General features: G+C 70.9%; 21 protein-coding genes and 1 pseudogene. 12 read left to right on the top strand and 10 right to left on the bottom strand.

The features are described from left to right. Window positions 1–95 precede the first annotated feature (95 nt). Both rpmF and ABD378_RS30475 read left to right on the top strand, forming a co-directional pair. Window positions 96–266 carry a 50S ribosomal protein L32 gene (gene rpmF / locus ABD378_RS30480; RefSeq protein ID WP_135332135.1) on the top strand — a complete coding sequence of 57 codons (171 nt, stop codon included), beginning with the start codon at window positions 96–98 and terminating at the stop codon, window positions 264–266. 5 nt (window positions 267–271) lie between these two features. Continuing rightward, complete coding sequence (locus tag ABD378_RS30475; protein ID WP_344525994.1) at window positions 272–1,438, top strand: GTP-binding protein; 1,167 nt, start codon at window positions 272–274, stop codon at window positions 1,436–1,438. Here the strand turns inward: ABD378_RS30475 and ABD378_RS30470 are convergent. The 3 genes from ABD378_RS30470 to ABD378_RS30460 form a co-directional block, all read right to left on the bottom strand. Next, window positions 1,427–1,663 carry a hypothetical protein gene (locus ABD378_RS30470; protein WP_344525992.1) on the bottom strand — a complete coding sequence of 79 codons (237 nt, stop codon included), beginning with the start codon at window positions 1,661–1,663 and terminating at the stop codon, window positions 1,427–1,429. The genes ABD378_RS30475 and ABD378_RS30470 overlap by 12 nt on opposite strands. Window positions 1,664–1,670: 7 nt before the next feature. Next, on the bottom strand, window positions 1,671–2,315 hold the full coding sequence (locus ABD378_RS30465; protein ID WP_386546903.1) for a TNT domain-containing protein: 645 nt from the start codon (window positions 2,313–2,315) through the stop codon (window positions 1,671–1,673). Window positions 2,316–2,513: 198 nt separating this feature from the next. Then, entirely contained in the window at window positions 2,514–2,900 is a 387-nt protein-coding gene (locus ABD378_RS30460) for an STAS domain-containing protein (protein ID WP_344525990.1), read from the bottom strand. Window positions 2,901–3,289: 389 nt separating this feature from the next. On the opposite strand from ABD378_RS30460, the gene ABD378_RS30455 reads away from it, so the two are divergent. From ABD378_RS30455 to ABD378_RS30440, 4 genes are all read left to right on the top strand, one after another. Beyond that, a complete protein-coding gene (locus ABD378_RS30455) occupies window positions 3,290–4,111 on the top strand; it encodes a glutamate ABC transporter substrate-binding protein (protein WP_344525988.1) in 822 nt (273 codons plus the stop codon). A 115-nt stretch (window positions 4,112–4,226) separates the two neighbouring features. Next, complete coding sequence (locus ABD378_RS30450) at window positions 4,227–4,901, top strand: amino acid ABC transporter permease (protein ID WP_344526069.1); 675 nt, start codon at window positions 4,227–4,229, stop codon at window positions 4,899–4,901. Continuing rightward, window positions 4,898–5,776, top strand: coding sequence for an ABC transporter permease subunit (locus ABD378_RS30445; protein ID WP_344525986.1), 879 nt, complete (start codon window positions 4,898–4,900; stop codon window positions 5,774–5,776). The genes ABD378_RS30450 and ABD378_RS30445 overlap by 4 nt, the downstream gene beginning before the upstream one ends. 140 nt (window positions 5,777–5,916) lie before the next feature. Further along, entirely contained in the window at window positions 5,917–7,092 is a 1,176-nt protein-coding gene (locus ABD378_RS30440) for a lactonase family protein (protein WP_344525984.1), read from the top strand. Here the strand turns inward: ABD378_RS30440 and ABD378_RS30435 are convergent. Continuing rightward, entirely contained in the window at window positions 7,089–7,757 is a 669-nt protein-coding gene (locus ABD378_RS30435; RefSeq protein ID WP_344525982.1) for a HalD/BesD family halogenase, read from the bottom strand. The genes ABD378_RS30440 and ABD378_RS30435 overlap by 4 nt on opposite strands. Before the next feature lie 191 nt (window positions 7,758–7,948). Here ABD378_RS30435 and ABD378_RS30430 point away from each other — a divergent pair, with 191 nt between their 5' ends. From ABD378_RS30430 to ABD378_RS30420, 3 genes are read left to right on the top strand one after another with little or no spacing between them, the layout of a single operon-like run. Next, window positions 7,949–9,559, top strand: a complete 1,611-nt coding sequence (locus ABD378_RS30430; RefSeq protein ID WP_344525980.1) for an alpha-amylase family glycosyl hydrolase — start codon at window positions 7,949–7,951, stop codon at window positions 9,557–9,559. Window positions 9,560–9,612: 53 nt separating this feature from the next. Beyond that, window positions 9,613–10,305: a TetR/AcrR family transcriptional regulator gene (locus tag ABD378_RS30425; protein WP_344525978.1), complete on the top strand. Its 693-nt coding sequence runs from the start codon at window positions 9,613–9,615 to the stop codon at window positions 10,303–10,305. A gap of 8 nt (window positions 10,306–10,313) precedes the next feature. Beyond that, a complete protein-coding gene (locus ABD378_RS30420) occupies window positions 10,314–11,099 on the top strand; it encodes an SDR family NAD(P)-dependent oxidoreductase (protein WP_344525976.1) in 786 nt (261 codons plus the stop codon). 19 nt (window positions 11,100–11,118) lie between these two features. Here ABD378_RS30420 and ABD378_RS30415 read toward each other — a convergent pair. Continuing rightward, window positions 11,119–11,642 (bottom strand): annotated as a pseudogene (locus ABD378_RS30415) (isochorismatase family protein). 103 nt (window positions 11,643–11,745) lie between these two features. Next, a complete protein-coding gene (locus ABD378_RS30410) occupies window positions 11,746–12,945 on the bottom strand; it encodes an amidohydrolase family protein (RefSeq protein WP_344525974.1) in 1,200 nt (399 codons plus the stop codon). A 171-nt stretch (window positions 12,946–13,116) separates the two neighbouring features. Between ABD378_RS30410 and ABD378_RS30405 the strand changes: the two genes are divergently transcribed. Next, entirely contained in the window at window positions 13,117–13,407 is a 291-nt protein-coding gene (locus ABD378_RS30405; RefSeq protein WP_344525972.1) for a DUF1232 domain-containing protein, read from the top strand. On the opposite strand, the gene ABD378_RS30400 is transcribed toward ABD378_RS30405, so the two are convergent. The 3 genes from ABD378_RS30400 to ABD378_RS30390 all read right to left on the bottom strand — a co-directional run bounded on the left by ABD378_RS30400 (window position 13,378) and on the right by ABD378_RS30390 (window position 15,926). Continuing rightward, complete coding sequence (locus tag ABD378_RS30400) at window positions 13,378–14,097, bottom strand: DUF2470 domain-containing protein (RefSeq protein ID WP_344525970.1); 720 nt, start codon at window positions 14,095–14,097, stop codon at window positions 13,378–13,380. The two genes, ABD378_RS30405 and ABD378_RS30400, sit on opposite strands and share 30 nt — an antisense overlap. Window positions 14,098–14,211: 114 nt before the next feature. After that, window positions 14,212–14,841: an MBL fold metallo-hydrolase gene (locus ABD378_RS30395; RefSeq protein ID WP_344525968.1), complete on the bottom strand. Its 630-nt coding sequence runs from the start codon at window positions 14,839–14,841 to the stop codon at window positions 14,212–14,214. Continuing rightward, window positions 14,841–15,926 (bottom strand): S-(hydroxymethyl)mycothiol dehydrogenase, encoded by a 1,086-nt coding sequence (locus tag ABD378_RS30390; protein WP_344525966.1) that lies wholly within the window; start codon window positions 15,924–15,926, stop codon window positions 14,841–14,843. Before ABD378_RS30390 ends, ABD378_RS30395 begins: the two co-directional genes overlap by 1 nt. Before the next feature lie 181 nt (window positions 15,927–16,107). On the opposite strand from ABD378_RS30390, the gene ABD378_RS30385 reads away from it, so the two are divergent. Both ABD378_RS30385 and ABD378_RS30380 read left to right on the top strand, forming a co-directional pair. Then, a complete protein-coding gene (locus tag ABD378_RS30385; RefSeq protein ID WP_344525964.1) occupies window positions 16,108–16,890 on the top strand; it encodes an ABC transporter permease in 783 nt (260 codons plus the stop codon). 33 nt (window positions 16,891–16,923) lie between these two features. Then, window positions 16,924–17,415 carry a glutathione peroxidase gene (locus ABD378_RS30380; protein WP_344525962.1) on the top strand — a complete coding sequence of 164 codons (492 nt, stop codon included), beginning with the start codon at window positions 16,924–16,926 and terminating at the stop codon, window positions 17,413–17,415. Window positions 17,416–17,426: 11 nt separating this feature from the next. On the opposite strand, the gene ABD378_RS30375 is transcribed toward ABD378_RS30380, so the two are convergent. After that, window positions 17,427–18,356 (bottom strand): helix-turn-helix domain-containing protein, encoded by a 930-nt coding sequence (locus tag ABD378_RS30375; RefSeq protein WP_344525960.1) that lies wholly within the window; start codon window positions 18,354–18,356, stop codon window positions 17,427–17,429. Between the last annotated feature and the right edge of the window lie 3 nt (window positions 18,357–18,359).

Below are 18,359 nucleotides of genomic sequence, written 5' to 3'. Positions count from 1 at the left end.
ACCACGGGATGCGGACTGTCGACACGGACCCAATTCGAAATGGGATCCATTTTCATATAGCCTCGGCGTCGCACCGCCGAGAAAGGACCGAAACCATGGCCGTACCCAAGCGGAAAATGTCCCGCAGCAACACCCGCCACCGCCGCGCCCAGTGGAAGGCCAGCACCCCGCAGCTCGTGCCGGTCACCGTCGACGGCTCCGCCTACCTGGTGCCCCAGCGACTGGCCAAGGCGTACGAGCGCGGCCTGCTGCGCCCCGAGGGCTGACGGGCATGGCCGGGCGACTGCCGGTGACCGTCCTGTCCGGCTTCCTCGGTGCGGGCAAGACGACGCTGCTCAACCATGTCCTGGGCAACCGCGAAGGCCTGCGCGTCGCGGTGATCGTCAACGACATGAGCGAGATCAACATCGACGCCGCCCTCGTGCGCGGCGGCGAGGCGGCCCTCTCGCGCACCGAGGAACGCCTCGTGGAGATGACCAACGGGTGCATCTGCTGCACCCTGCGCGACGATCTCCTGGAGGAGGTCGGCCGTCTCGCGCGAGCGGGCCGGTTCGACCATCTCCTCATCGAGTCGAGCGGCATCTCCGAGCCGATGCCGGTCGCGGCCACCTTCCAGTTCCCGCGCGACGACGGCGCCACGCTCGACGATCTGGCCCGGCTCGACACCATGGTGACGGTGGTCGACGCCGCGAACTTCCTGCCGGAACTGACGGGCGGCGACGGTCTGGCCGAGCGTGGCCTCGATCAGTACGAGCAGGACGAGCGCACCGTCAGCGATCTGCTGATGGACCAGATCGAGTTCGCCGACGTCATCGTCCTGAACAAGCTCGACCTCGTGGACGCGGAGAGCGCCGAGCGGCTCACCGCCACCCTCTCCCGCCTCAATCCGCTCGCCCGCGTCGTGACCACGACCCACGGCCGCGTCGACCCCCGACAGGTCATCGGTACCGGCCTGTTCGACCTGGAGCGGGCGCAGCAGGCCCCGGGGTGGGTGCGGGAGCTGAACGGTGACCATGTGCCGGAGACCGAGGAGTACGGGATCTCCAGCACCGTGTTCCGGTCCGAACTGCCCTTCCATCCGGGCCGGTTGTGGAACTTCGTCACGAAGGGCCTGGACAGCGGGACCTTCGGGGACGTGCTGCGGTCCAAGGGCTTCTTCTGGCTCGCCAGCCGCCCGAACGTGACCGGATTGTGGTCACAGGCGGGGTCCGTGGCGCGCTTCGAACCGTCCGCCGCCCGTGACTCGGGGGACCACCTGGGGCAGGAACTGGTCTTCATCGGGACCGAGTTGCGCGCCGACGCGCTGCGGGCCGCGCTCACCGGGTGTCTCATGGCCGAGGGCGAGAGTCTTCCGGCGGACGACCCGTTCCCCGAATGGGACACGTACGGCATCGACGACGCCTGTGAGCACGAGCCCCTCGCCGTCTCACCGCAGTAGGCGCAGCAGCTGCGCGCAGGCCTCCCCCTCGTCCGTGTGCCGGGCGAGGGGGTGGTGTGTCCCGCGTTCGTACGTTCCGGTCTCCCACGCCTCGCCGTCCTCGGTTCTCCGCAGGTAGACGAAGTCGGGGGGCGTGGGGGCCGGTTCGTGGACGCCCTCGATCCAGTAGTAGCCGTCGGCGACACCGGCTTCGCGCAGGGCTGCGGGCAGTCCACGGACGTCCATCGGCGCGCTAGTCGTTCGCAGGCTCGAGGTAGCCGTGCTCGAGCAGCCACTTCACGTTCAGGCGCTGGCCCTCACCCGGGTCAAGGAACACCGGGTCGAGCTTGATCTGCTGGCCGCCACCGGGCTGCGCGAACCAGGGGGCGATGCCGCCCTGCCAGACGGTGAACGACTTGCTCACCTCGTAGACGCGGTAGTCGCAGGCGACCGCCGCGTCACGGGTGTTGAGGTTCTGTGGAGGCAGCGCGCGCTCGGCGTACGAGTCGCCCGCGGGGGCCAGGTAGGAGCCGTACTCCGATCCGAAGCGGTCGAGGAGATCACCCTCATCCAGCTCCTCGGGGTGCTTGTCGATCTGGCCGTTGACGGTCTCGAAGCCGTCGTTCGGCGGGTACTTCCAGCCGCCCGAATCGGCGGGGCCCTCCCAGTACTTCTTCAGGAAGGACGACGGCGCGAGGCCGCCCGTGCGCTTCCATCCCTTGAGCAGCGGGCCGACCGGCTCCTGCCACTTCCTGGGGAGCCACTTCGGGCCGAGGCGGGCATCCTTGTGGTACTCCCCGGTGCAGGGCTCGTGCGGTGCCGAGGACGATGACGAACCGCCCGACGACGCTGTCGGCTTCTGGTCCGCCACCGCGGTGGCGGTGGGCGCGGCCGCCATTGCGGTGGCCACGCCAAGCGCGGCCAGAACAGTACGGATCCGGATCACAGAACTGCGGTCCACTCGGCGACTCCTCGCGTATCCACGGGAAACGAAATCAGCTCGCACACCGTATCCGAGCAGTGGCTCTCAGTGGTCAACTTCCGTCGCGCCGAGCCAGAACCGGCCATCGCGCCCCAGTGGGGGCCAGGGCCCTTTCTAGGCCGGCCTGTTCAGGTTTCCCTCGCAGTCCTCGGGCGTGTCCAGGGCGGCGGGCATGTCGTCCAGGACGGTGAAGCTGCGGTCGAGCCGAGTGATGCGCAGCACCCGCCAGACGCGCGGACTGCAGCGCACCAGTCGCAGGGAGCACTGCCTCGCGGCGGCCAGGCCTTTGACGCGCACCAGCAGCCGCAGGCCACCGGCGTCCAGGAACGTGACCTGCCGCAGGTCCACCACCACGTCAGCGCCTGGCCGGTCCAGTAACTCCGCTAGGCGCGGCGCGAGTTCCTGATCTGCCCAGGCGTCCAGTTCGCCGCGGAACGTCAGAATGACCGATCCGTCCACCACACGGTGGTGCAGCCCAAAGCCCGGGTCGGGCGTGCCCATGGTCCACCCCCCAATTCACTACACCCCGCATACGAAGAGTTACGACAACGCGAGCGGCGCGGCCCTGAAGCCGGCGCCCGACGCCGCCGGGGTCTGGGGCGGCACCGCGAATGGCATCTACATCTTGCCCGCTCAGGGCCAGTTCATACCTCCGAGTGACAGCTCCGGCCACCATGCGGCGCGTATTCATGGCAAGTTGACCTTAGTTACTCTCCGTATTTCATGCGCGGTGTGCGCCGCTCCGCCCGCCGCCGGGCTCACCGTTCCCCCCGAGGCAGATGTCCGGATCGCGTCGTTGTGGCCGCAGAACGCGTGTGGGACGTTGGCTGATCGGCGGGGTTTCCGATCGAGCTCGGCGAGCAGGCGGGCGCGGCGAGGGGAAAGACCGGATGAGGCGTTGCAGGCAGACCGCGGCGGCCTTGGTCGCCCTGGTCCTGGCCGGCGCTGCCGGGTGCGGAGGGTCGGACAGCGGTGGGGGCGGGGACCGGCTGACCATCGCTGTCCGGGATGACCTTCCGGGCATCGGGCTGCGGGGGCCCGACGGCGTGTACCGAGGTCTGGACATCGACGTCGCGACTTATGTCGCCGAGCAGTTGGGCGTACCGAAGGACCGGATCACCTGGAAGGCGACCGTTCCGGCCGAGCGCGAGAATCTGCTGGTACGCGGCGATGTGGACCTGGTGGTCGCGAGCTACTCGATCACCGAACAGCGCAAGCGGAAGGTCTCCTTCGCCGGGCCGTACTTCCTCGCCCACCAGGATCTGCTGGTCCGCGCCGGCGACACATCCGTCAAGGGACCCAAGGACCTGAACTCCAGAAAGCTCTGCTCGGTCACCGGGTCCACGTCCGCGCAGAACGTGAAGGACAAGCTCGCTCCCGAGGCCGACCTCCAGGAGTTCAGTTCACCCACGGAATGCCTGACCGGCCTGGAGAACAAGGTCGTCGACGCGCTGACCAACGACGACGCGATCCTGGCCGGATTCGCCGCGCAACGCGCGCACCGCGGCAAGTTCAAGCTCGTCGGCCTGGAGCTCAGCGACGAGCGCTACGGCATCGGCGTGGCCAAGTCCGACACCAAACTTCGGGACAAGGTCAACAAGGCACTGCGGAAGATGGTCTCCGACAAGTCCTGGGACCGAGCGGTGCGCAAGCACTTCGGTCCGGCGCACTTCGACCACGAACACGCACCGAAGATCACCGAGACCGGCTGAGGGACCCATGGCCGGCCACCTCCCGCCCGGGGCACCGCCCGCCACCCTCCCGTCCGCCACCTTCCCGTCCGCCACCTTCCCGTCCGCCACTCCGGTGCCCGATACCGCCGCGCTGCTGCCCGACTTCCTCGACGCGCAGCGCTACGACCTGTTCGGCGCGTTCTGGGTGACCGTCCAACTGGCGCTGTACGCAGCGGCCGGCGCACTGACCTGGGGCACGCTCCTCGCCGGTCTGCGCGTCAGTCCGGTGCCGCTGCTGCGGGCCTTCGCCGCCCTGTACGTCCACGTCGTACGCAACACTCCCCTGACCGTCATCATCGTCGCCACCTCGCTCGCCCTGCACCAGACCATGGGCGCGACGCTCGGCGGCGGCACGGCGAAGGAGACCGGGTTCCGCCTCGCGGTCCTCGGCCTTGCCGCCTACACCGCCACCTTCGTCTGCGAATCACTGCGCTCCGGCATCAACAGCGTGCCGGTCGGCGAGGCCGAGGCCGCCCGCTCGCTGGGCCTGACCTTCCCCCAGGTGCTGCGCCACGTCGTGCTTCCCCAGGCCTTCCGTGCCGTGGTGAACCCGCTGGCCACCGTGCTGATGTCACTGACCAAGAACACGACGACGGCCGCCGCCATCGGGGTCGGCGAGGCCGCCCTGCTGATGAAGGAAATGTTGGAGAACGAAAGCCACGCCGTCTTCGCCGTCTTCGCGGTCTTCGCCTTCGGATTCGTCTGCATCACCCTGCCCACCGGGCTCCTGCTCGGCTGGATCAGCACCAGGGTGGCGGTCCGGCGATGAAGGCACTCTCCGTCCTGTACGACTCCCCCGGCCCTCGTGCCAGACGCCGCAATCTTCTGTACTCCCTGCTCTTCCTCCTGATGGTCGCCGCCGCGGCCTGGTGGACGCTGAAGCAGCTCGCCGACAAGAACCAACTGGCCGCCGAGAAGTGGACCCCCTTCGTCGAAGACCCCCGGGTGTGGACCGAGTTCCTGCTGCCGGGCCTGCTCCACACCGTCCAGGCCGCCGCCGTCGCGCTGGTGCTTGCCCTGCCCCTGGGCGCCCTGCTCGGCATCGCGCGGCTCTCCGACCACGCGTTGCTCCGCCGCTCCGTCGGCACGCTGATCGACTGCTGCCGCGCCGTCCCCGTGCTGATGCTGATGCTCCTGGCGAACGAGGTGTACGCACGGTTCAGCGACGTCACCCCCGAAGCGCGCCCGCTGTACGCGGTCGTGACCGGCCTCGTCGTCTTCAACGCGGCCGTGCTCGCCGAGATCGTGCGGGCCGGGATCCTTGCCCTGCCCCGTGGTCAAAGCGACGCCGCGCGCGCCATCGGCATGCGCAAGGGACAGCTCATGGCGTCCATACTGCTGCCCCAGGCGGTCACCGCGATGCTGCCCGCCCTCACCACCCAGCTCGTGGTGATCGTCAAGGACACCGCGCTCGGCGGCGAGATGCTGGCGTTCGACGAACTGCTCCACCAGGTCCGCCTGATCTCCGCGAACTACGGCGCCAACACCATTGCCTCCTTCACCGTCGTCGCCCTGCTCTTCATCGCACTGAACCTGCTGCTCACCGCCCTCGCCTCCCGCACCGAGTCCTGGGTCAGGCGGAGCAGGAGGACCACGGGAACAGCGGTCACCGCCAGTCCTACGGGGCGCGCCCCACTCGCCTGAGCGGAGCGGTCCGGCGTTGCACGGAACGCAACCCTGGTTGTGCCTCTTGTCCTCGGAGGTTTCCGGGTACCACTGTGTCTGCCACATGCGTCACTACCGACGCATGAGTTGGCGGGTGAGTTGCGGACATGGAGGCCGACATGACCGGTGAGAACAACGGGCAGCGCATGGCAGGCGACTGGGGGCGCCGGGGATTCATCGGAGCACTTGCCGCCACCGCCGCCACCGCTGTCGCCGCGTCCGCGCCCGCCGCATCCGCCGCGCCCCCTGGAAGACCCCCGAACCGCGCCCGCCCGCTCTTCCTCGGCACCTACACCACCAAGCCCGGCGGCGGCACCGGCCTCGGTCTGGCGACGTACGACGAAGCGACGGGGCAGATCACCGGCACCGGCACGCTGACCGGCGTACCCGATCCCTCCTACCTCTGCGTCCACCCGTCGGGCAGGACTCTCTACGCCGTCAACGAGCAGGAGCAGGGCGGCGTGACCGCGGTCGGGCTCTCCCCCGCGGGCCCTGAAGTCCTTGGCGCGCGCGGCACCGGCGGCGCGGGGCCCTGCCATCTGTCCGTGCACCCGAGCGGGCGCTGGCTGCTCAGCGCCAACTATCTCTCCGGGAGCGTGGCCGTCCACCCGGTCCAACGCTCAGGCGCGCTTGGCGAGTTGAGCGATCTGGTCACCCACTCCAGTCCGCCGCCCGGCCCGGGCCAGGACGGCCCGCACGCCCACCAGATCGTGACCAGCCCGGACGGCGGTCATCTCCTCGCCGTCGACCTGGGCAACGACACCGTCTACAGCTACCGCCTCGACGCGAAGAGGGGGAAGCTCACCCAGGTCTCGTACGCCACCCTGCGACCGGGCTCGGGGCCACGCCACCTCACCTTCCACCCCTCCGGACGCTTCGCCTATCTGGCCAACGAGGTCGACAACACGGTGGTCGTCTGCGCGTACGACCCCGCGAGCGGGCGGCTGACTCCCGGTGCGCCGCAGTCCACCGGCACGGGCGAAGGCACCAGCTATCCGGCGCAGTTGCTCGTCACGCGCGAGGGCACCTTCGCCTTCCTCGCCAACCGCGGGCACAACAGCCTCACGCGGTACGCAGTCGAAGCGGGCGGCGCCCGGCTGCGACTGCTCGACACGGTCCCCGTCGGCGGGGACTTCCCCCGGCACATCGCCTTCTCGCCCTCGCAGCGACTGCTGTTCGCGGCGAACCAGAAGTCGAGCTCGGTGAGCGTCTTCCAGGTCGGGAAAGGCGGCCGACTGCGCCTGGCGAGCGAGCCGTTCGCCGCCCCGGTGGCCGTGTGCGCGCTACCGCTCTAGGGCGCGTACAGCTGGGAGGCCGAGGGTGTGCGCGCCCGTTGCCGATCAGGGGTGGTGTAGGCGAAGTTCAGCACGGTGCGACGGACGCCCGGCCTGCGCAGCGCGGTGACCCGGTGGGCCGTCGTGTCGGCCCGCAGGAGGTAGCCGTCACCACGCTGATGGTGCGCCTGATCGGCGGTGGTGTGCAGGGCGTCGAGGGCGTCCGCGCGCGGGGTGTAGTGCAGCAGACCGCCGTCGGCCGGGTCGGCGGGGGCTTCGGCGAAGAGCACCAGGGCCAGGGGGTAGTCGTCGGTGTGGGCGCCATGGGTGTCGCCGGGCCGGTGCAGGATGTTCAGGACGTGCCGCTCCAGGGGGTCCGTGACCTCGACCGCGGGCAGGGCCGCGACCTTGCCGAGCCAGGCCAGGAGTTCGCTGTCGCGGTACAGGCGTGGGATCAGGGTGGATTCCCGGTCGATGGTGTGGCCGCCGAGGGTGGTCATGTGGCGGGGCGAGTCGCCCGTCGACGCCATGGCGAAGTCCCTGCGCACGGCCAGTTTCTCCAACCCCTCGACCTCACGCGTCAGTTCCTCGAGCAGGGGCGGCGGGATGAGCGACGGCAGTCGCAGATAGCCCTCGGCGGCGAAGTGATCGCTCAGCCTCGGGGTGTGGCCGGGTAAGGAAAGCACCGTGCGGACCTACCCCCGCCCGCAACGGAACAACCGCCGCGCCGTACGCCGGGGAGTGAAAGGAGGTGCGTGCTGGACGGACTTCCTCACCACCGGGACGCTGAACAGACTGTGACGCTGAGCAGACCTGACGCCGACCAGACTGATCCGCCTCAGCCGCGAACGTACGAGGGAAAGGCTGCACCCGTTCCATGACTTCGTTCCGCCCCGCCCCCGCCTGGCTCTCCGACGCCGTCTTCTACCAGATCTATCCGCAGTCCTTCGCCGACTCCGACGGCGACGGCATCGGTGACTTCAACGGCATCACCGCGCATCTGGACCACCTGGCCTGGCTGGGTGTCAACGCCGTCTGGATCAACCCCTGCTTCACATCGCCGTTCCGCGACGCCGGGTACGACGTCTCCGACTATCTCTCCGTCGCACCCCGCTACGGCACGAGCGACGACCTGGCCACGCTGGTACGGGAAGCGGGGCGGCGCGGCATCCGGGTCCTGCTCGACCTGGTGGCCGGGCACACCTCCGACCGGCACCCGTGGTTCACCGCGTCGGCCGACGACCCGGACGACCACCGCTACATCTGGGCGCCCGAGGGCCGTCCGGACGGATTCGTACGCTCCCCGGGGAGCCGCCCCGGCGCGTATCTGCCGAACTTCTTCGACTCCCAGCCCGCCCTCAACTTCGGTTACGCGCGCATGGATCCGGCCGAGCCGTGGCGGCAGTCCGTCGACGCCGAAGGCCCGCGCGCCAACCGGGCCGCCCTGCGCGACATCATGGACCACTGGCTGCGCCTTGGCCTCGCCGGATTCCGCGTCGACATGGCGCACTCCCTCGTCAAGGACGACCCGGACCGCAGCGCCACGGCCGAGGTCTGGACCGAGCTGCGCGGCTGGCTGGACGCCGCCCACCCGGAGGCGGTGCTGCTCTCGGAGTGGGGCGATCCCGCGGTGTCCGTCCCCGCCGGGTTCCACGTCGACTTCTTCCTTCAGTTCGGCGGCCCCACCAACGGCGGTCCCCTGCGCTCCCTGTGGAACAACGGCGAGGGCACCGCCGACGAGGGGTGGGACCCGCTCGACTGCTTCTTCGACCCCAGCGGCAAGGGGTCGCCCCGTACGTTCGTCGAGGCCTGGCGGGCGGCCCACGACGCCATCGGCGACGCCGGACACGTCTCGCTGCCCACCTCCAACCACGACTTCTCCCGCCTCAACTGCGGTCCACGCACCGCCGAACAGCTCCCGGCGGCGTTCGCCTTCCAGCTCACCTGGCCCACGCTCCCGGCGATCTACTACGGGGACGAGATCGGCATGCGCTACATCCCGGGCCTGCCCGACACCGAGGGCAGCGTGCTCGGCCCGCGCTACAACCGGGCGGGCTCGCGCACCCCCATGCAGTGGGACGACGGCCCGAACGCCGGTTTCTCCACCGCCCCGGCCGACCGCCTCTACCTCCCCGTCGACCCCGACCCGCAGCGCCCCAGCGTCGCCGCACAGCGGGCCGACGAGGCCTCCCTGCTGCACCTGGCGCACCGCCTGATCGCCCTGCGCAAGGCCTCCCCGGAGCTGGGGCCCGACGGCTCGGTGGAGGTGCTGCACAGCGGCTATCCGTTCGTGTACGTCAGGGGCGGGCGCCACCTCGTGGTGATCAATCCCCGCAGCACACCGGCGGCGTTCACCACCGATGTCGTGGGTGAGGCGGGCCCGCGGGCCCTGGAGGTGAAGGGCGTGGAGGCCGACAGCGGCGTCGTCACGGCGCGGGGATTCGGGTACGGCGTCTTCGATCTGCGTCCCGCGTCCACCTCTGATTGAGTCCCGCCGGGACAGGTGTCCCATTGGGACATCTCGGGTGTACAGTCGAAGGCATGAACAAGGCGACGGAATCCGGCTCAGGAAGCTCAGGAGTCCCGGCCACCGACCGGGGCGGCGAGGACCGCAGGCAGCGCAAGGCCCGGCAGACCCGAGAGGCGCTCGCCGACGCGGCCATCGACCTGATCCTGGAGCACGGCCTCGCGGCCGTCACCGTGGAGGCCGTCGCCGAGCGCGCCGACGTCACGCGCCGCACCTTCAGCCGCCACTTCGGCAGCAAGGAGGCCGCGGCGCTCGACTTCACGCGCGCCGACGGCGACCGCATCAACGCGGCCCTGCGCACCCGCCCCGCCGACGAGCCCCCACTGGCCGCCTATCACGCGGCCGTGCGGGACTGGCTCACCGACCCGGAGACTCCGGGCCTGCACCGCCGGTCCCGGACGCGGGCACTGCTCGCGCTCGTCGACACGGAGCCCGCGCTGTTCGCCGCGTACGAACGCGTCCGGGTCGACGCCCAGGACGAGTCCGTCCGGATCATCGCCGACCGGCTCGGCACCGACCCCGTCCGGGACCAGCGCCCGGCCGTCGTCGTCGGCGCCGCCGCCGGAGTGCTGACCGCCGCCCTGCGCAGCTGGGCGCGCGGTGGGCACGGACACGACGCAGACCTTGCCGCGCATGTGGAGCGGGCCTACGCCGTCCTGACAGGGGAGGCCGCCATCGCGGCCCCCCACATCGCGACAAGAGAGTGAAGAGCACCATGAGCACCACCCCCGCCACCACCGTCCCCGACTACGCCACCGAGTTCGCCGGCAAGACCGCCCTGGTCACGGGCGCCGCCTCCGGCATCGGTCTGGCCACTGCCCGCCGCCTGGGCGCGGGCGGCGCGAACGTCGTCATCGCCGACCACAACGCCGAGGGCGCCGAGAAGGCGGCCGCCCAGCTCCTGTCGGAGGGCGTCAAGGCCGCCGCGGTCGCCGTGGACGTCACCGAGCCCGCGTCGGTCGAGGCCGCCGTGCGGTTCGCCGTCGAGACGTTCGGCGGGCTCGACCTCGCGGTCAACAACGCGGGCATCGGCGGGGAGAGCAAGCCGACGGGCGCGTACGACATTGACGTGTACGACCGCGTCGTCCGCACGAACCTCGACGGCGTCTTCTACTCGATGCGCTATGAACTCCCGGTCCTGGAGGCCGCGGGCGCGGGCGCCATCGTGAACGTCGCCTCGATACTCGGCTCGGTCGGCTTCGCGGGCTCCCCCGCCTACGTCGCCGCCAAGCACGGCGTCGTCGGCCTCACCAAGACGGCCGCCGCCGAGTACGCCGCGAAGGGCGTCCGCGTGAACGCGGTCGGCCCCGGCTTCATCGAGACGCCGCTCCTGCAGAGCATGGACCAGGAGGCGTACGACGCCCTCGTCTCCCTGCACCCGGCGGGCCGCCTCGGTCACTCCGAGGAGGTCGCCGAGCTGATCGTGTTCCTGCTCTCGGATCGGGCCTCGTTCATCCACGGCAGCTACCACCTGGTGGACGGCGCGTACACCGCCCGCTGATCCCCGGCCGCCACCAGGTCTACGGCTTGGTGAAGTCGACGTCCTGGGCCCTCGCGACGATCTCGACCTCGTCGCGAGGGCCCATTCGGCCACCCGCGACACCATCGCCGCCGGAACCACGTCGCTGATGCCTTCGGCGGCCGGGATGTCGTACGTCGCGTGCGCGTCGTGCGGCAGGACGACACGGAGATCCAGCTCCAGGGCGGTACGCGCGGTCGCCATCACGCACATCTCGGACTGCACCCCGCAGATGGCCACGTCGTGCACGCCCGCTTCGGCGAGCAGATCCGCGAGTCCGGTCTCCTCGAATCCGTCGTCGACCGTCTTGCGCAGCACCCGCTCGCCCCGGTCCGTGTCTGTCGCCAGGTGTATCTCCCAGCCGGGAGTGCCGGGTTCGTCGACGGCTCCCGGCTCGCCGTCGTTCTGGAGCTGGACGACGAGGGCGCCCGCGGCGCGGGCCCGCGTGATCAGGTCGGTCGTCCGGTCGAGGACACGAGCCGCTTCGGGCACGGCGCCGTCGCCGGTGACGAAGGCGGACTGCATGTCGACGACGATCAGCGCCTGGACGGCCTTCGCGGGATGCTGCTGCTTGGAATGGGGCTGCGGGGGATTCGGGCGATGTGGCTGCGTGGGATGTGCCGATGGCTCACTCATGGTCCACCATCTTGCCGTTCGCCATGATCAGGCGTACGTCGCCCAGGACCGCCACGTCCCTGAGCGGATCGCCGTGCACCGCGATCAGGTCGGCGCGGTAGCCCGCGGCCAGGCGTCCGACATGGTCGGCGATGCCCAGCGCTTCGGCGGCCTCCGTGGTCGCCATGTCGATGACGCGGTCTGGTTCGATCCCCAAGTGCTGGTAGAAACCGAGGCTCTCGGCCAGGCCGTCGCAGCCCGCACGCTGGACCCCCGCGTCCGTCCCGGCGATCAGCCGCGCGCCGCGCTCGGCCATCGTGCGGACCTGGTCGAACATCGCCTTGGCCCGTTCGGCGCCGAAGAACATGGGCAGCATCCGCCAGTTCGGGCTGACGGTGGGGCAGATGCGGATGCCCTTGGCGACGATGGCGTCCAGGACGTCCTCGCGCAGGCCGAGGCCCTTGCGCGTCATCCAGGTGCAGTGCTCGATGGTGTCGACGCCCGCCATCACGGCGGCCACGATCCCCGCGGTGCCGTGTCCATGGGCGGCGACCGGCAGACCGGCCCGGTGCGCCTCGCGGACGATCACACGGATCTCGGGGGCGCTGAACTGGCTCTGCCAGGTGGCGGGGCCGCCTTTGGTGAGGCCGCCGCCGGTGGCCATGACCTTGATGACGTCCGCGCCGAGCTCGGCGTTGCGCCGCACCAGGGCGCGGATCTCGCTCTCGCCCTCGACCTCACCGCCCAGGAACCAGCAGTGGCCGCCTTTCGTGGTCAGCGGCGTCGTGGCGGCGAGGATCCGCGGGCCCGGCACCCGGGACGCGGCGATCTCCTCGCGCAGCCGCAGGGTGAGGCGGTTCCGGTCACCCAGATCGCGCACCGTGGTGACACCGCTGCGCAGGAACCGCAGCGCCCGCTCCTCCATCGCCTCCATGAGGGTGGTGTCACTGTGCGCGTCCAGGACCGCGACGGGGTCCTTGCTCGCGTCGAAGACCAGGTGGACATGGGCGTCGATGAGGCCGGGCAGCACCGTGGCGTCGGGCAGCGCGAACCGCTGCGACACGCGGCGCGCCAGGGGCTCGACCTCGGCCCGGGCGCCCGCGGCGACGATGTCGGTGCCCTCTGTGAGTACGGCGCCGTCCGTGACGTACTGGCCACGCGGCCCGGTCAGAACCCGCCCTGCCGTGAGCAGCGTCTGGCTCATCTGGCTCATCTCTGCCTTTCCCGCAAGGAGTTGGAGCAGCTGGCGGTGATGCCGGCCTCCATCGTCCGTCATGGAAGGGCAGGACGGGATGTTCGTGCGGCGTCCTGCGGGTACCCATAGCCTGGGCCGAGCGCCCGCACAGGACGTCGCGGGATGTCGCAGGACGGAGGTCAGGGTCTGATGAGCACGGAAGTCACGGTCCTCCTTGTTGCCGGCGCGATCCTGGTGGCCGCGACACTCGCGGTGGCGATCGCGCTGCTCGTACGTCTGGTCCGCACGCGGCGCACGCTGCGCGCGGCGGGGCTGCCGGTCGAGCGCCAGTGGGTGTTCTGGGGCGCGGTCGCCTATCTCGTCCTGCCGGCCGATCTGCTGCCGGACCCGGTGTTTCTCGATGACATCGGGGTGCTCGTGCTCGCGCTGCGGTCCATGAGGCCGGCGGATTCAGGCGTCGGGGGGCGTGGGGCGAAGTAGGGGGCGGCGCAGGTATCGGGCTTTGGTCAGCAGGATGTGCATGCGCTCGGTCACCTGGGCCACGTCCTCGACGGGCTCGTCGAAGTCGAGCCGGACGTCCGCCTGGCTGCGGGCCTTCTCGAGCCGCAGCGTGAGCGCGTAGCGGTCGATGGCGACCGGGCGTACGCGCACGACGCCGTGCAGGCTGTCCGCGCAGACGAGCCGGGTCAGCTGCTCGACGGCGTCCTCGTGCGCGTCGGCGAGATGGGTGAGCAGCCGTGCCTCGGCCTCGGCCAGCGGATCGGGGGCGGCCTGGGCCAGTTCGTCGAGGTCGATGCCGATGCGGCCGCCGGTGGAGTCGTGAAGGACGGCGCAGGTCGGCGCGAAGATGAATCCCTCCCCGTCGGGCACCAGTGATCCCGAGAGCCACAGCCGGGCCCTGATCCGGTCCCTGACCGGCACGGGGGCGACATCGGCGAACTCCACCAGGGTGGACGGTTCGCCGCGCGGCGCGCAGATCATCGCGGTGGCGAGGGCGCTGTCGGGGGGCGGTGAAAGCAGGAGGATGCCCTCCGGCGTGACGCTGTGCGCGCCGACGAGTTCATCCTTGCCGATCTCTGTGGTCACCGCGCAGGACCACGCGGTGGTGAGCAGTGAGCGAGCGCGTGCCGCTGCAGTGGGCACGCTCGTGCTGGCGTGACGGACACCCATCCTTCAACCTCCATTAGGTAAGCCTTGCCTAACTTATCGGAGATCGCGGAACAGGGCCAGTACGCGAAAGACCCCGCGCGGCGAACCACGCGGGGCCGTTGCAAGTGCGGTCGGTCAGTGGCCGCGGGCGATCCACTCCTCCAGGTGCGGCGCCTCCGCGCCCACGCTCGTGCTGTCGCCGTGACCGGTCCGCACCACCGTCTCCGGCGGCAGCGTGAGAAGCCGGTCCCTGATCGAGTCGACGATCGTCGGGAAGTCGCTGAACGACCGGCCCGTCGCTCCAGGACCGCCCGCGAAGAGCGTGTCGCCGGTGAAGACCGTGGCAAGGGCGGGCGCGTAGAGGCTGACGGCGCCCAGGCAGTGGCCGGGGGTGTGCAGGACCTTCAACTGCACGCCCGCCACGGTGAGTTCCTGCCCGTCGGACAGCTCGCCGTCGGGGGCGCGGTCGGGGTGGGTCTGCTTCCACAGCTCCGCGTCGGCGGGGTGCAGCAGGATCGGCGCGCCGGTGCGGGCGGCGAGCGCCGGGGCCGCGTCGATGTGGTCGTCGTGGGCGTGTGTGCACACGATCGCGACGACCCGGCGCTCACCGACCGCCGCCGCGATGGCGTCCGCGTCGTGCGCGGCGTCGATGACGACGACCTCGCTGTCGTCCCCCACGATCCATACGTTGTTGTCGACGTCCCAGGTTCCCCCGTCGAGGGAGAACGTGCCCGAGGTGACCAAGTGGTCGATGCGCGCCGCCATCAGAAGACCACCACCGAACGCAGGACATCCCCGTGGTGCATCCGCTCGAACGCCTTCTCCACGTCCGCCAACTCGATCGTCTCGGTGACGAAGGCGTCCAGGTCGAGCCGCCCCTGCTGGTAGAGGTCGATGAGCATCGGGAAATCGCGGGAGGGCAGACAGTCCCCGTACCAGCTCGACTTGAGCGCGCCACCACGCCCGAAGACGTCCAGGAGCGGCAGATCGATGCGCATCTCCGGTGTCGGCACGCCGACCAGGACGACCGTGCCCGCCAAGTCGCGGGCGTAGAAGGCCTGTTCGTACGTCTCCGGACGGCCTACCGCCTCGATGACGACGTCCGCGCCGTTGCCGGCGGTCAGCTCGCGGATCGCCTCGATCGGGTCCGCCGCACGGGAGTTGACGGTGTGCGTGGCGCCGAGACTCTTCGCGGTCTCCAGCTTCTCGTCGTCGATGTCGACGGCGATGATCTTCGCGGCCCCGGCGAGCCGCGCGCCCACGACCGCCGCGTTGCCCACGCCGCCGCAGCCGATGACGGCGACCGAGTCGCCGCGGCCCACGTTGCCCGTGTTGATGGCGGCGCCGATACCGGCCATGACCCCGCAGCCGAGGAGCCCCGCCGCGGCGGGCGACGCCGCCGGGTCGACCTTGGTGCACTGACCGGCGGCGACGAGGGTCTTCTCCGCGAAGGCACCGATGCCGAGCGCGGGCGAGAGCTCCGTGCCGTCGGTGAGGGTCATCTTCTGCTTGGCGTTGTGCGTGTCGAAGCAGTACTGCGGGCGGCCCCGCAGACACGCGCGGCACTGGCCGCACACCGCACGCCAGTTGAGGATCACGAAGTCGCCGGGCGCGACCTCCGTGACACCGTCGCCGACCGACTCCACGACGCCCGCCGCCTCATGGCCGAGGAGGAAGGGGAAGTCGTCGTTGATGCCGCCCTCGCGGTAGTGCAGGTCGGTATGACAGACCCCGCAGGCCTGCACCCGCACCACGGCTTCCCCGGGCCCCGGGTCCGGCACGACGATCGTCTCGATCCGTACCGGCTCGCCCTTCGCGCGCGCGATCACGCCCTGTACCTGCTGCGCCATGAGGTCAGCCCCTCTTTCTTCCGGTCCAGCTTCCGGCGTCACTTGCTCGTCCGGCATCACATGTTCTTCCCGCATCCTCACAGACCGGGCCCGCCCACGACGACCCCGGACGCGCGAGTTCCGATCACCGGTTCCGCCCTCAGCCCTGATCTGCGGGCCCGCCGCCACCTAGGGTGGGCGCGTGCGCGATCTCGCTGCTCAGGCCCTGCTTCCGGTCAACGCGACGCTCGGTGTTGCGCTCCTCGTCCTGCTGCTCGCCGCGGCCACGACGGCCGCCGTGTTCCGCCTCTCCCCCGACGGCTCGTACGGCAGGGCGCGGGAGATCGGGGTGGCCGGGGTGCGGGCGGCCGTGCAGCTGGGCGTGGTGTCCCTGGTGATCGGCTGGGTGATCCACCACATCGTGGCGCTCTTCGCCTTCCTGCTCCTGATGGTCGCCGTCGCCGCACGCACCGCGGGGCGCCGCATCACCGCCAACGGCAGCTGGTGGTGGGCGGCGCTGCCGATCGCGGGCCCCGTCGTCCCGGTGGTGACCTGCCTGGCCCTGGCCGGGCTGCTCCCGGTGCGCGGCATCGCCATGATCCCCGTGACGGGCATCCTGATCGGCGGCGCGCTGACGGCGACGGTGCTCGGCGGGCGCCGCTCCCTCGACGAACTCCACTCCCGCAAGGGCGAGTTCGAGGCGGGCCTGGCCCTTGGCCTGCTCGAAAGGGACGCCCGCCTGGAGGTGATCCGCCCCGCCGCGTCGGACGCCCTGCTGCCCGGACTCGACCAGACCCGCACGGTGGGATTGGTCACGCTGCCCGGAGCCTTCGTCGGCATGCTCCTGGGCGGCGCGTCTCCCGCACTCGCGGGCGCGGTGCAGCTGTTCGTGCTGATCGCCCTCATGGCGGTCCAGGCGATCGCGGTGGCCGTGACCGTCGAACTGGTCGCCCGCGGGCGCCTGAACCGGACGGGACCGGAGTGATCGGCCGAGCCCCGTGAGCGTAGGCTCCGAATCATGTCTGTTTACGAAGATGCAGAGATCGGCGCCCTCCAGGGCGGCTCGGCGGACCTGGGCCAGTACCTGGGCAAGGCCGTCCTGATCGTCAATGTCGCCTCCAAGTGCGGCCTCACCCCGCAGTACGCGGGCCTCGAGCGCCTGCACGCGCAGTACGCGGCCCGTGGCTTCACCGTCCTCGGCGTGCCCTGCAACCAGTTCATGGGCCAGGAGCCCGGTACGTCGGACGAGATCGCCGAGTTCTGTTCGGCGACGTACGGCGTGACGTTCCCGATGACCGAGAAGGTCGACGTGAACGGCGACGACCGCCACGCGCTGTACGGGAACCTCGTGGGCACGGCGGATGCCGAGGGTCACACCGGCGACGTCCGCTGGAACTTCGAGAAGTTCGTCATCGCCCCCGACGGAAAGGTCGCCGCGCGGTTCTCGCCGCAGGCCGAGCCGGACTCCGCCGAGGTCGTCGCCGCCATCGAGAAGGTCCTGCCTGCCTGACCCGCCCGGCCTCACCTCAGGGCGGTGTCCACGGCGCGGGGCGCCGCCCTGAGTCCGAGGCGGGCGAGGGCGTCCGCCTCCGCGCTGCCTTCCTCGGCGCTGAACACGTGCACCACAAGCCCCGTCTCACCGGGGGCGGCCGGCACGTGCAAGGTCTCGAAGTCCAGGGTGAGCAGCCCGGCCACCGGGTGCCGCAGCCGCTTGCGGCCCGCCGCGCACATCACGACCTCTCCGCTGTCCCAGATCCGCCGGAACTCGGCGCTGTGAGCGGCCAGTTCGGTGATGAGCGCGGCCAGCTCCGCGTCCTCGGGGTAACGCCCCGCGGCCACCCGCAGCTGGCCCACGGCCTCCGCCGCCCTGTCCTCCCAGTCGGGGAACACGACGCGCGACGCGGGGTCGATGAAGAGGAACCTCGCGTTGTTCCGGTCGCGGCGGCGCGGTTCGCCCAGGCCGCCCATCAGCTCCGCGCCGAGGCAGTTCCAGGCCACCACGTCGAGGCGATGGTCCGTCGCGAAGGCGGGGAAGTCGCCCATGGAGTCCAGGATCCGCCGCAGCAGCGGGCTGACCCGTGCCGTGGGCGCGGGGTCGCGCCTGGCCGCGGCCAGGGTGGACAGATGCCCGCGCTCCGCCGCGTCGAGGCCGAGCGCCCCGGCGAGCGCGTCGAGCACCTCGGGGGACGGCTGGGTGGCCCGGCCCTGTTCGAGACGTACGTAGTAGTCGACGCTGATCCCGGCGAGCTGGGCCAGCTCCTCGCGGCGAAGCCCGCGCACCCTGCGGCGACGGCCCCCGGCGATCCCCCCGGTGATCCCCACGTGCTCCGGCGCGACGCGCCCCCTGCGGGCGCGCAGAAATCCGCCGAGTGCCCGCCGGGGGTCGCCGATCCCGTCACTGTTCGTCATGGAGTCCGTCATGGAATCCGTCATGTGGTCCGCGCCGTCCATGGA

Source organism: Streptomyces rectiviolaceus, assembly GCF_039533825.1.
In the GTDB taxonomy this organism is placed as follows: Bacteria; Actinomycetota; Actinomycetes; order Streptomycetales; family Streptomycetaceae; genus Streptomyces; species Streptomyces rectiviolaceus.
This window is presented reverse-complemented; position numbering and strand designations above follow the sequence as displayed.

Bases quoted from the DNA above. Each gene is read 5' to 3' on its own strand.
- rpmF (WP_135332135.1), top strand. From the start codon at position 96: ATGGCCGTACCCAAGCGGAAAATGTCCCGCAGCAACACCCGCCACCGC.
- ABD378_RS30475 (WP_344525994.1), top strand. From the start codon at position 272: ATGGCCGGGCGACTGCCGGTGACCGTCCTGTCCGGCTTCCTCGGTGCG.
- ABD378_RS30470 (WP_344525992.1), bottom strand. From the start codon at position 1,663: ATGGACGTCCGTGGACTGCCCGCAGCCCTGCGCGAAGCCGGTGTCGCC.
- ABD378_RS30465 (WP_386546903.1), bottom strand. From the start codon at position 2,315: ATGGCGGCCGCGCCCACCGCCACCGCGGTGGCGGACCAGAAGCCGACA.
- ABD378_RS30460 (WP_344525990.1), bottom strand. From the start codon at position 2,900: ATGGGCACGCCCGACCCGGGCTTTGGGCTGCACCACCGTGTGGTGGAC.
- ABD378_RS30455 (WP_344525988.1), top strand. From the start codon at position 3,290: ATGAGGCGTTGCAGGCAGACCGCGGCGGCCTTGGTCGCCCTGGTCCTG.
- ABD378_RS30445 (WP_344525986.1), top strand. From the start codon at position 4,898: ATGAAGGCACTCTCCGTCCTGTACGACTCCCCCGGCCCTCGTGCCAGA.
- ABD378_RS30440 (WP_344525984.1), top strand. From the start codon at position 5,917: ATGACCGGTGAGAACAACGGGCAGCGCATGGCAGGCGACTGGGGGCGC.
- ABD378_RS30430 (WP_344525980.1), top strand. From the start codon at position 7,949: ATGACTTCGTTCCGCCCCGCCCCCGCCTGGCTCTCCGACGCCGTCTTC.
- ABD378_RS30425 (WP_344525978.1), top strand. From the start codon at position 9,613: ATGAACAAGGCGACGGAATCCGGCTCAGGAAGCTCAGGAGTCCCGGCC.
- ABD378_RS30420 (WP_344525976.1), top strand. From the start codon at position 10,314: ATGAGCACCACCCCCGCCACCACCGTCCCCGACTACGCCACCGAGTTC.
- ABD378_RS30410 (WP_344525974.1), bottom strand. From the start codon at position 12,945: ATGAGCCAGATGAGCCAGACGCTGCTCACGGCAGGGCGGGTTCTGACC.
- ABD378_RS30405 (WP_344525972.1), top strand. From the start codon at position 13,117: ATGAGCACGGAAGTCACGGTCCTCCTTGTTGCCGGCGCGATCCTGGTG.
- ABD378_RS30400 (WP_344525970.1), bottom strand. From the start codon at position 14,097: ATGGGTGTCCGTCACGCCAGCACGAGCGTGCCCACTGCAGCGGCACGC.
- ABD378_RS30395 (WP_344525968.1), bottom strand. From the start codon at position 14,841: ATGGCGGCGCGCATCGACCACTTGGTCACCTCGGGCACGTTCTCCCTC.
- ABD378_RS30390 (WP_344525966.1), bottom strand. From the start codon at position 15,926: ATGGCGCAGCAGGTACAGGGCGTGATCGCGCGCGCGAAGGGCGAGCCG.
- ABD378_RS30380 (WP_344525962.1), top strand. From the start codon at position 16,924: ATGTCTGTTTACGAAGATGCAGAGATCGGCGCCCTCCAGGGCGGCTCG.
- ABD378_RS30375 (WP_344525960.1), bottom strand. From the start codon at position 18,356: ATGGACGGCGCGGACCACATGACGGATTCCATGACGGACTCCATGACG.